The following is a 9,668-nucleotide window of genomic DNA, read 5'->3' as shown; positions in this document are numbered from 1 at the left end:
GAAGCCGCCGCCAACATCCTCACAAACGCCGCCCTCGACCCCTACGGCAAAATCCCAGAGTTCAAATACTCCGCCGTAAGGGTCGAAAAGGTCTAACCCGTCCCGGGCGAAGACCCGGGACCTCTACCTTGATACCGCGTCCCACAAGGGGCGCGGTTTTTCATGCGGCGGGCAACCAAACCGTGAATTCTGCCCCGCCCTCGGATGGGGTGCGATAGGTGATGCGGCCCCCGGCGCGGGAGATCAGGGTTTGCGAGATCGACAGGCCTAGACCCGTGCCTTCGCCCTGCTTCGTCGTGAAGAACGGGTCAAAGACCGTGTCGAGCAGCGCATCCGGAATGCCCGGTCCGGTGTCGCGCACCACCAAGGCGGCGCCCTCGACCCCGTTGCGAACCTCTTCGCGCAGGGTCAGGTGGATCGCCCCGGCCTCTTCCATCGCGTGCACCGCGTTGACCAGCAGGTTGATGACCACCTGCTGCATCTCGCCCGGCTCGATGGTCACGTCCGGGGCAGGGGCCAGATCAGTCTCGACCCGGATCGCGGCCTTGTCCAGCACATGCCCCACCAGCAGCAGGCAGTCGCGCACCACCGGTTCCAGCGAGACGCTTTCCTCGGCCCCCGAGAAATCCGAAGGCCGCGCAAATTGCAGCAGCTTGCCGACGATGGCGTTGATCCGGCTCACCTGGCGGTCGATCAGGTTCAGCTCGGTCTCGACCGGGGCAGCGTGTTCGCCAAGCGCCTCGCGCATCACGTCGAGATTGCCTTGAATGACCGCCACCGGGTTGTTGATCTCATGCGCGACGCCGGCGGTGATCTCGCCGATGGAGGCGAGCTTTTCGCTCATGACCAACTGCCGCCATGTGTCCTCCAACTTGGCATTGGCCTCTTTCAACTCGGCGGTGCGGGCATCGACGCGCTGTTCCAGCTCGTCCGTCCAAGCCCTCAGGCGCGCGTCACGGTCCTGAACCTGATCCAGCAGGTCGTCCAGATGCCCGGCAACCTGCCCGATCTCGTCACGGGCGCGCAGGCCGTTGCGGGCGGACAGGTCGCCCTGACGGACGCGGCGCATGGTGGCGGTCATCGATTCCAGCGGGGCAAAGATCCCCTTGGCCAGCCACAAAAACAGCGGCGCGGACAGGGCCAGCACCAAGACAAAGGCCGCGAGCATCGCGATATAGGCCTGCCGTTTCGCGGTGGCGAAGGGTTCTTCGAGAAAGCCGACATAAAGCATCCCCACCGGCTGGTCGAAGCTGTCGCGCAGAGGCAAGTAGCCGGAAATATACCAGTCGTTCACCACAAACGCGCGGTCGAGCCAAGTGCGCCCCTCGCCCAACACGGCCTGCCGGACCACGGCAGAGACACGGGTTCCCAGCGCGCGCACGTCCTCGAACAGGCGGACATTGGTGGAGACGCGCACATCGTCCAGAAACAGCGTCGCGGTGCCTTGCCGTTCGCCCCCGGTGACCGCGTTCAGGTAGACCAGCGCGTTGATCGTGTCGATGAATTGCAGGTTGCGGTTCAACAGGATGCCGCCAACCAGCACACCTTTTTGACCGGGCAGGATCACCGGGGCGGCGGCATGCACGACCATGCCGCGTTCCTCGACGGTGCGGTCGGTGGGCACGGCGGCCTTGGTTTCGATCAGGTTGATGCGCGCTTGGCTGGCAAGGGTCGGGGACAGGGCGCGCAGGTCGTCGGCGCCAAAGATGTCGATGGCGGTGGTGGGCGTGCCGTTCAGGGCAGCGACGATCACCGGCCAGCGAGACGGGTCACCGACCGCGTCGCCCTCGGGCAGGTAGTATAGGAAATCCAGCCCCAGCTTCTCGCGCGTGGCGCGGAAATAGGTGTCGCGCTGCAAGTCAGGGGCGGTCAGCACACGGGCAAAAGCAGTGCTTTCGGCGGTGCCGGTCAACTCATCGCCAGTCTGCGCCATCAGCCGGTTCAGATATTGCTCGGCGATGCGCAGGTCGGAATCGACATTGGCGATCAGCAGCTTGTCATAATCCGCCGTCCATCGCGTCATGCCCAGCAGCAACAAAAGCGGCATCAGCACGACCAAGGGCGCCAGCGCCAAAAACAGCAGGCGAAGGCGGATCGAGCGGATGAACCGCCGCCGGATCACTCGTCCAGCGATCCGTGGATGGCGAATTGTTCCAGCTCCGCTTCGTCCGGTTCGATCAGGCGGAAGGCCTCGTTCACGCCGGCCTCGGTCAATTCGCGTGCGACGGTGAGCAAGGTGTTGGGGTCGTGATCTTCGCAGAGGTCGGCCATGTGGAACAGTTCTTCGCGGGCGACGGGGCGGGCGGCGTCGATGGACGGCGCGCCGTAGGTGGTGACGAAGTGTTCCGCCAGCGCGACCTCCAACTCGGCCAGTTCAGTGGGCTCGATCTGGGTCACGGCGACGAAGGTCACGCGCCCGAACGTCTCCAGCCCCAGCCAACCATTCGCGAATGCCTGTCGCTGCTTGCCGACCAGATCGCCCTCGGTCCAGTCGGAAAACTCGAACCCGCCCGAGATGCACCATTCGCCGGTGCGCGCCGGGTTGGCAAAGACATACTGGTCGCTTTCGTCGAAATGGATCGCGCGGGCGAGTTTCATGGGGTGCTCTCCAACAGGGTCGTCAGCGGGATAAGGGTGGTGTCGCCGTCGCGGCGCAGCAGTTTGCCGAAGTGTTCGTCGACGCCAAGGAACGTGCCATCGGCAGTGTCCTCGCCCACGCCATGGGCCAGACCGCGCCATTCGGCGTGGAGGGGTTTTGTCCCCTCGTCTTCCCAGCGGGCAATCCAGTTCAGCGTGTGGCGCGCCCATGCCTCGACCAGCAGGGCGGGCTCGACATCGGCGCAGCCTTCGACGAACAGGGCGGTCTGGTCGGGGGTGTGGCCGGTGTCCTCTGACAGCGGCAAAAGCGGCAGGTCCCAGCCGACCACCAGCCAATCCGGCACAGCCTCGGGGTCGTTGTCAGAAGCAAAGACCCGGAACCGCCCACATTGCGCGCCGTTCACCCGCAGCCCGCCGTCCCAGTCAAGATGCACGGCGACCTCGGGCGGGGCAAGCGCACCAAGCGCGTTCTGAAAACCGACCTGACACAGCGGCAGCATGGCCATGGCCTGCGCCAAGGGCACTTCGGGGGCAAAGACCAGCGCCGCGCCGACCCGGTCCGCCGCCACGCGGTAGGGGATCAGCCCGGCATCGACGCCCTGAATGGCGCGCATCACCGCCACCTCGCACGGGTCGCCGGTCACGACCTCCCCCGCCATGGCGGGGGGGAAGGTCAGCGCTTCGGTCATGCTCATGCGACGCCCGCATCCACCAGCGCCTGCGCCACCTTGTGAAAGGCCTGCGCCTGCGGGCTGTCGGGCTGGCTGACGACGATCGGCGCGCCACCATCGGCGGCCAGACGGATTTGCAGGTCAAGCGGCACTTCGGCCAGCAGGGGCACGCCCAGCTTTTCGGCCTCGGCCTTGACGCCGCCATGGCCAAAGACGTGCTCCTCGTGCCCGCAATTCGAGCAGATATGGGTGGACATGTTCTCGATCATGCCAAGGATCGGCACGTTCATCTTTTCGAACATGTTGATCCCGCGCCGCGCGTCGATCAGGGCCACGTCCTGAGGGGTCGACACGACGACCGCTCCGGCCACTTGGGTCTTTTGCGCAAGGGTCATCTGCACGTCGCCGGTGCCGGGGGGCAGGTCGACGATCAGCACATCCAACGCGCCCCATTGCACCTGCATCAGCATCTGTTGCAACGCGCCCATCAGCATCGGCCCGCGCCAGACGGCGGCCTCGCCATCGTTGATCATCAGGCCCAGCGACATCATCGTCACGCCGTGATTGCGCAAGGGCAGGATCGTCTTGCCATCGGGCGAGGCGGGGCGACCGGAAACACCCAGCATGCGCGGCTGCGACGGCCCGTAGACATCCGCATCCAGCAGCCCGACCTTCCGGCCCATCTGCGCCAAGGCACAGGCGATATTGGCCGACACGGTGGACTTGCCCACGCCGCCCTTGCCCGAGGCGATGGCGACCACGCTGGCAATACCGGGGATCGCCTGAGGGCCTTGCGGTTTGGGTTTCGGCTTCGCCCCAAGCGAGGGCGGCGGCCCCTCGGCGGTCAGCGCGACGTTGACATTGCCCACATTCGCCGCCTTCAGTACCGCTTCGGCCTGTTCCTTGACCGGCTTCCACGCATCGCCCTGCGAGGGCGGCACTTCGAGGACAAAGCGCACGCCGGTCTCGGCGACGCCAAGCGCCCGAACCACCCCGGCCGAGACGATATCCTCGCCCGTGGGGGCCTTGACGGTTTTCAGAAGCTCGAGGACTTCGTCACGCGTTGCCAATGGTTTACTCCTGACCCTTGATGGAGCCGGTGACCTCGTGGGTCAGGTCCAGCTCTTCGATGGTGATGGTGGCCTTGACGGCATAGGTCTTGCCAGCGGTGTTGTGCTCGCGCATGGCCTCTTCGATGGCCTGCTGAGAGGTCACGCCGACCTGCTTCAGGAACTTGCGCATGGACATGTTGAAATCGTCGCTCATCGGTTCTCTCCCGTGGAAGTTGACGCAGACCGCGTGCCGGGCTTAGGCTGACCGACATGCGCGCGATTGTTGTGATACTGGCCCTTGTGGTCCTGCCCTTCAAGGCGGTGGCTCAGGATAAACTGGTGCGTCTCTACGCGCCGCCCGCGCTGGTGGACAGCGGTTTGTTGAAATACGCGCTGCCGCGGTTCTCGCTCAAGACGCAGGTGCGGGTGGAATTCGTCGATCCGGCAGCGGCCGAGATGGTGCTGGGCGACACGGGCCGCGCCCTGTTCGAGGGCGCAGGGGCGGTCTGGTCGCTGGAGGTGCGGATCGACGATGACGACACCGCGCGGCTGGCCGATTGGTTCACCTCTGACGTGGGCCGCAACACGGTGCTGGCCTACGCGCCGGATGGCGAGGCGCTGTTCACCCTGCCCAAGGCGCGCGAAGCGGTGGTCGCCGAGGTCGAACTGACCGGTGACCCGGCCTTGGGGCTGAAGGTCAGCCTTGAGAAATGCACGCGCTGCCACGCGGTCGATGACACGACGCGCTGGTCGTCGATTGGCTCGACCCCGAGTTTCGCCGTGCTGCGCAGCCTGCCCGACTGGGAGTACCGCTTCACCGCTTTCTACGCGCTGAACCCGCATCCCAGCTTTACCCAGATCGAGGACGTGACCGAACCCTTTGCTCACGACCGACCAAGCCCCATTGTGCCGATCACCCTGACCTTGGACGAGGTCGAGGCGGTGCTGGCCTATGTCGGCGGCATGAAAGCCGCCGATCTGGGCGGCGCGCTGGTGATCGACTGAGTCCATCAGTGATCCTTGCGCTTTGACAGGTAGTCCTCGGTCGTGCGGGGACGGGGGCGCGGGTTCGATGTGAACGGGTTGTTGTCCGAATGGAATTGCGCGTTCACCCGGCAATCGTCGCACATCTGGATCATGCGGATCTTGTCACCGCCTTGGAACATGGAATGGCTTTCCAGTTTCGCGGTGATCCGGTCGATGGTCGATTTCACCCCGAACAGCGCGCCGCATTCGACGCAGGCAAAGGGTTCCTCTTCCTTCAGGACGCGCTGATCCAGCGCCTGATCCGTCAGGTCCAGACGCGGTTCCAGCGTGATGGCTTGTTCGGGGCAGATATTGGCGCAAAGGCCGCATTGCAGGCAGGCATCCTCCTGAAAGCGCAGCTCGGGCCGGTCGGGATTGTCGCCGAAGGCACCCGAGGGGCACAGCGACACGCAGGATAGGCACAGGGTACAGGCGTCCTGATCGACCACCACCGCGCCATAGGGCGCGCCTTCGGGCAAGGGCAGGGTTTGCGTGCCCGGATGCAGGGCGCGGGCCGCCTGCCGGGTGATCTGGCGACGGGTGCCCATGGGGCGCACCGGCGTGTGGTTCGGGGCAGGGGCCGCGTGGTCGTAAAGGATGTCCGACATCGCATCCGGGTCGGGCGTGTCGATCAGGTGAACACGGTCGCCGCCGATGGCATTGGCGAGCGCGATCTGGGCGTTCAGCGCGTCGAAATCCGCGCCCGGCCCGGCCAGCAGGTGGACCGAGGCGCACCCGGCCCCAAGCGCGGCCACCGCCTCGGCATGGCCAAACGCGCCGAGCTTCGGCAGCTCCAGCGGGATCACATCCGCAGGCAATCCGCGCCCGTGGCGCGCGCTCAGGCGGATCATCTCGGCCCCATGCGGGTCATGCGCCAGCAGGCGCGGCGCGGTGCCGCCCGCATCCAGATAGGCCTTGGCCAAGGTCTGGATGCGCCGCATCGTCAGGTCCACGGGCGGCGCGTCATAGGAAATCGCGCCCGAGGGGCAGGCGGCGGAACAGGCCCCGCAACCCGCGCAGATCATCGGATCGACGGTGACATGCTCGCCCGCCGAGGTGATCGCGCCGGTGGGGCAGAGGTCCAGACAACGGGTGCAGCCGGTCTGTTCGGCGCGGGAATGGGCGCAAAGCAGCGGCTCCATCCGCACATGCAGGATCTTCTCGAAGGTGCCGACCATATGGCTCGCCGCCATTACCGCCGCCGCGACGGCGGGAGCGTGGCCGGGATCGGGGCGCAGGTAGCCCTCTCGCTTTTCATGGGCGGGGAACAAGGGCGTGTCGCCGCGCAGGTCCAGCAGGATATCGCACTGGGATTTGCCGCCATCGCGCGGCTCGGTCAAGGTCAGCGCGCCGCGCCCACCGGGTTCCACAATGCGGAGGGCATCAATGGTGATCTCGAACTGCCCCAGCGCACCCTTGGCGCGGCGTAGGCGCCCGGTGATCACGTCATAGGCGCGGGTGTCGGGCACCTCGCTGCCCTCGGGCAGCAGGACGGTGACGGCCAGATGATCCTTCAGCGCCTCGGCGGCGTCCAGCGCCACATCGGCGGGGCCCACGATCAGGCAGACCCCTTCGGAGATCACGTCCAACGTCTTTTCCGGGGCGGCGGGCAGCAGGGCCTCGGCGACCAATGCGGACATTTTGGGTAGTTTCGGGGCCTCATCCGCGCTCCACCCGGCGCGGTCGCGCAGGTCCAAGACCGGGGGGGCATCCACCCCGATTTCCTCGGCCAGAGCCTCGAAAACCCGGGCTTCCTGCGTGCAGCAGAAAATTGTGTCACTCCCCGCCAGCGCGCTTGCCGCGCGGTCGATCTGGGTGGTGCACAGGGCTTGGCAAGGGCGGGGAACGGTCAGACCCGTGGCCTGTGCCAGCGCCTCTGCATCTATGGCCTGCGTCCCAAGACAGTCACACGTTATCAATGACTTGACCATGCTGATCCTCCCATGGCGCAGGGCGGTTTTCTGCTGATTTGCCCCTGCGCGCGTCGGTTAGCTACACATGATTCGAGGGCGCTCACAACCGGATTCAAGAGGCGGATCGTGGCTGCCCTTGGCCGCGAATCACGTGATTCGAGGCACGCGACCGGCGGGATGCTGCCGGGTCACAAATCTGACAAAAATGCTCGACTTGGACAAAACGTCCAACGGCTTCGGGGTGGCCTGACCGGGCTGGTCAATTTGACCGGATGCGTGGTTTGGGATGCCATAGTGCACAAAAAAGCTTCACCCTGCGGAATCCTTGCGCCACCCTGCCCACGAGGGAGGCCAATCTTGATCCACAATCCGAATGCCTATCGCACAATGCCGGTTGGGGTCGTCCTGCGCAGGACGCCCGGGGTGACCCGTTGGCTGAAATGGCGCTGGGAGGCGGTCGGCGTGCTGCCGGGTGCCGGGGCTGCCGAGTGGCGCGAGCTGCGTCGCGAAGGCGATGTGGTCGAATACCACGCCGCGACCCCGGTTCTGGAACTGCACGGCGCCGATGCGGAGGCCTATCTTGCAGGCCTGTCCGCCGAGATCCCCAGCCTCTACATCGTGATGCGCGAAAGCGAGACCGAGGGCCCCAGCCCCTATGACGTGCTGTTGGTGACGGCGTCGCCCTACGAGGCGCAGGATTACACCGACAGTGGCGAGGAGATCGTGGAAAAAGTGCCCATGACACCCGGTCTGGTGGCGTGGGTGCGCGACTTCGTCGAAGAGTTCTATCACGAAGAGGAATTCATCAAGCGCAAGCGCGACCGCAAGCGGATCGATCTGGTGCAGGACGGGGTCGGCGATGCGCGGATCGTCAAGCCGGCGGATATCTATGCCTCGCCCGCGCTGAAGCGGAGGCGCCTGCAATGAGCTTTTGGGAGAAGCGCAAGGCGGCCGTGGCCGCCGAGAAACAGGCCGAACGCGCCGCCCGCGAGGCCACCGAACGCGCCGAGGCGGAGCGTGCGCTGGCAGACCGCCCCGAGGCCGATCTGCTGGAGGAGGCGGGTTTTCCCGCGCCGGAAGAGTTGACCGATCCCGAGCAGGTCCGCGCCTTTCTCAAGGCGCACCTGCCGCAAGCGCTGAAGACGCGCGCCTTGCGGCGCTTGTGGCGGATGAACCCGGTTCTGGCCAATCTGGATGGCCTTGTCGATTACGGCGAAGATTACACCGATGCCGCGCGCTGCCTGCCGGACATGAAGACGGCCTACAAGGTCGGCAAGGGCATGTTCGACAAGGCGCTGGAAGCGGCAAAGGCGGAGGCCCCGGACCCGGTCCGGGACGAGGACGAAGGTGAGGCCGTTCCGGTCGGCGCGCCGGAACCGATGGCCGTGGCCCCCGAGGAAACTGAACAGGAGGTCCCGGATCACGTCCGGGACGCGGCGGCGCAGGACGAGATCGTCGCGCCAAAGCCCCGCCGCATGCGGTTCCGCTTCGAGGATATGGAAGGATGACGATGACTGCTGCAGAGGCCCCCAAGGTCGCCGAGGAAGACCGCCTGCGCGCGGACCTTTACAACTTTCTCGGCGTGATCCTGTCCGGTCCGCCCGACGAGATGCTGCTGGCGCAGACCGCCAGCCTGACCGGTGACGATGGCCCGCTGGGGCAGGGGATCACCACGCTGGCCAAGATGGCCAAGGTCACCCGGCCCAAGACGGTGGAAAGCGAATACAACAAGCTGTTCATCGGGCTGGGGCGGGGCGAGTTGCTGCCCTATGCCTCTTACTACCTGACCGGCTTTCTCAACGAGAAACCCTTGGCGGCGCTGCGGCGGGACATGGCGGTGCAGGGCTTGGCGCGGGCCGAGAACGTGTTCGAACCCGAGGACAATATCGCCAGCCTGATGGAGATGATGGGCGCGCTGATCGTCGGGCGCTTTGGTCAGCCTGCGGGCCTGCAACAGCAGCGCGATTTCTACAACAAGCATATCGGCCCGTGGGCGGCGCATTTCTTTGCCGATCTGGAGGCCGCGAAGAACAGCGTGTTCTACGCGCCGGTGGGCAGCATCGGCCGTGCCTTCATGGAGATCGAGACAGAGGCCTTCCGCCTGTCGTGATTTTGAGCCTGCGGGGGGCACCCCCCGTGTAACGAGCGGCGGGCAACCGTCGGAACCCCATCCAAGGAGATGGACATGAAACCGGAAAAAGAGGCCTCGCGCCGCGATTTCCTGAAGCTCGCGGGCACGACGGCCCCGGTGGCAGCGGTGGCCTTGGCCACGACCACTGGCGAAGTCGAGGCCGCAGAGCCTGATCTGTCATCGAACAAGATGCAGGACACGGCGCATACCCGCGCCTACCTCGCCAGCGCCCGTTTCTGACGGACGCTTGCATCACGGGGATTGGCGACTGGTTGCG

The 9,668-nt window shown here is 65.8% G+C and carries 11 protein-coding genes; 5 read left to right on the top strand and 6 right to left on the bottom strand.

Annotation, left to right across the window (positions count from 1 at the left end):
* Nucleotides 1–160: 160 nt before the first annotated feature.
* The 5 genes from D8Z78_RS22795 to D8Z78_RS22775 form a co-directional block, all read right to left on the bottom strand.
* A complete protein-coding gene (locus D8Z78_RS22795) occupies nucleotides 161–2,047 on the bottom strand; it encodes a sensor histidine kinase (RefSeq protein ID WP_240672236.1) in 1,887 nt (628 codons plus the stop codon).
* Between the two features lie 71 nt (nucleotides 2,048–2,118).
* On the bottom strand, nucleotides 2,119–2,598 hold the full coding sequence (locus D8Z78_RS22790; protein WP_121633061.1) for a DUF6505 family protein: 480 nt from the start codon (nucleotides 2,596–2,598) through the stop codon (nucleotides 2,119–2,121).
* A complete protein-coding gene (locus D8Z78_RS22785; protein WP_121633063.1) occupies nucleotides 2,595–3,287 on the bottom strand; it encodes a biotin/lipoate--protein ligase family protein in 693 nt (230 codons plus the stop codon). The genes D8Z78_RS22790 and D8Z78_RS22785 overlap by 4 nt, the downstream gene beginning before the upstream one ends.
* Before the next feature lie 2 nt (nucleotides 3,288–3,289).
* The gene (locus D8Z78_RS22780; protein ID WP_121633065.1) at nucleotides 3,290–4,339 is read right to left on the bottom strand and encodes an Mrp/NBP35 family ATP-binding protein; all 1,050 of its coding nucleotides are present in this window, start codon (nucleotides 4,337–4,339) and stop codon (nucleotides 3,290–3,292) included.
* A 4-nt stretch (nucleotides 4,340–4,343) separates the two neighbouring features.
* Complete coding sequence (locus tag D8Z78_RS22775) at nucleotides 4,344–4,535, bottom strand: DUF6494 family protein (protein WP_121633067.1); 192 nt, start codon at nucleotides 4,533–4,535, stop codon at nucleotides 4,344–4,346.
* 56 nt (nucleotides 4,536–4,591) lie between these two features.
* Here D8Z78_RS22775 and D8Z78_RS22770 point away from each other — a divergent pair, with 56 nt between their 5' ends.
* Entirely contained in the window at nucleotides 4,592–5,326 is a 735-nt protein-coding gene (locus D8Z78_RS22770; protein WP_121633069.1) for a hypothetical protein, read from the top strand.
* Nucleotides 5,327–5,331: 5 nt separating this feature from the next.
* On the opposite strand, the gene D8Z78_RS22765 is transcribed toward D8Z78_RS22770, so the two are convergent.
* Nucleotides 5,332–7,278 carry a 4Fe-4S binding protein gene (locus tag D8Z78_RS22765; protein ID WP_121633071.1) on the bottom strand — a complete coding sequence of 649 codons (1,947 nt, stop codon included), beginning with the start codon at nucleotides 7,276–7,278 and terminating at the stop codon, nucleotides 5,332–5,334.
* Nucleotides 7,279–7,647: 369 nt separating this feature from the next.
* On the opposite strand from D8Z78_RS22765, the gene D8Z78_RS22760 reads away from it, so the two are divergent.
* The 4 genes from D8Z78_RS22760 (at nucleotide 7,648) to D8Z78_RS22745 (ending at nucleotide 9,631) form a co-directional block, all read left to right on the top strand.
* Nucleotides 7,648–8,187 carry a DUF3305 domain-containing protein gene (locus tag D8Z78_RS22760; RefSeq protein ID WP_121633151.1) on the top strand — a complete coding sequence of 180 codons (540 nt, stop codon included), beginning with the start codon at nucleotides 7,648–7,650 and terminating at the stop codon, nucleotides 8,185–8,187.
* Entirely contained in the window at nucleotides 8,184–8,768 is a 585-nt protein-coding gene (locus D8Z78_RS22755; protein WP_121633072.1) for a DUF3306 domain-containing protein, read from the top strand. The genes D8Z78_RS22760 and D8Z78_RS22755 overlap by 4 nt, the downstream gene beginning before the upstream one ends.
* Complete coding sequence (locus D8Z78_RS22750) at nucleotides 8,765–9,370, top strand: TorD/DmsD family molecular chaperone (RefSeq protein ID WP_420824338.1); 606 nt, start codon at nucleotides 8,765–8,767, stop codon at nucleotides 9,368–9,370. The genes D8Z78_RS22755 and D8Z78_RS22750 overlap by 4 nt, the downstream gene beginning before the upstream one ends.
* A gap of 69 nt (nucleotides 9,371–9,439) precedes the next feature.
* The gene (locus tag D8Z78_RS22745; RefSeq protein WP_121633076.1) at nucleotides 9,440–9,631 is read left to right on the top strand and encodes a twin-arginine translocation signal domain-containing protein; all 192 of its coding nucleotides are present in this window, start codon (nucleotides 9,440–9,442) and stop codon (nucleotides 9,629–9,631) included.
* Nucleotides 9,632–9,668 lie beyond the last annotated feature (37 nt).

Origin of the sequence: Tropicibacter alexandrii (genome assembly GCF_003667315.2) — a bacterium.
Taxonomy (GTDB): domain Bacteria; phylum Pseudomonadota; class Alphaproteobacteria; order Rhodobacterales; family Rhodobacteraceae; genus Tropicibacter; species Tropicibacter alexandrii.
Note: the sequence above shows the minus strand (reverse complement) of the source record. Positions and strands in the feature narration are given on the sequence as shown.

Excerpts from the sequence above, each read along its gene's own strand:
- D8Z78_RS22795 (WP_240672236.1), bottom strand. The coding sequence starts at position 2,047 with ATGCCGCTTTTGTTGCTGCTGGGCATGACGCGATGGACGGCGGATTAT.
- D8Z78_RS22790 (WP_121633061.1), bottom strand. The coding sequence starts at position 2,598 with ATGAAACTCGCCCGCGCGATCCATTTCGACGAAAGCGACCAGTATGTC.
- D8Z78_RS22785 (WP_121633063.1), bottom strand. The coding sequence starts at position 3,287 with ATGACCGAAGCGCTGACCTTCCCCCCCGCCATGGCGGGGGAGGTCGTG.
- D8Z78_RS22775 (WP_121633067.1), bottom strand. The coding sequence starts at position 4,535 with ATGAGCGACGATTTCAACATGTCCATGCGCAAGTTCCTGAAGCAGGTC.
- D8Z78_RS22770 (WP_121633069.1), top strand. The coding sequence starts at position 4,592 with ATGCGCGCGATTGTTGTGATACTGGCCCTTGTGGTCCTGCCCTTCAAG.
- D8Z78_RS22765 (WP_121633071.1), bottom strand. The coding sequence starts at position 7,278 with ATGGTCAAGTCATTGATAACGTGTGACTGTCTTGGGACGCAGGCCATA.
- D8Z78_RS22760 (WP_121633151.1), top strand. The coding sequence starts at position 7,648 with ATGCCGGTTGGGGTCGTCCTGCGCAGGACGCCCGGGGTGACCCGTTGG.
- D8Z78_RS22755 (WP_121633072.1), top strand. The coding sequence starts at position 8,184 with ATGAGCTTTTGGGAGAAGCGCAAGGCGGCCGTGGCCGCCGAGAAACAG.
- D8Z78_RS22750 (WP_420824338.1), top strand. The coding sequence starts at position 8,765 with ATGACGATGACTGCTGCAGAGGCCCCCAAGGTCGCCGAGGAAGACCGC.
- D8Z78_RS22745 (WP_121633076.1), top strand. The coding sequence starts at position 9,440 with ATGGACATGAAACCGGAAAAAGAGGCCTCGCGCCGCGATTTCCTGAAG.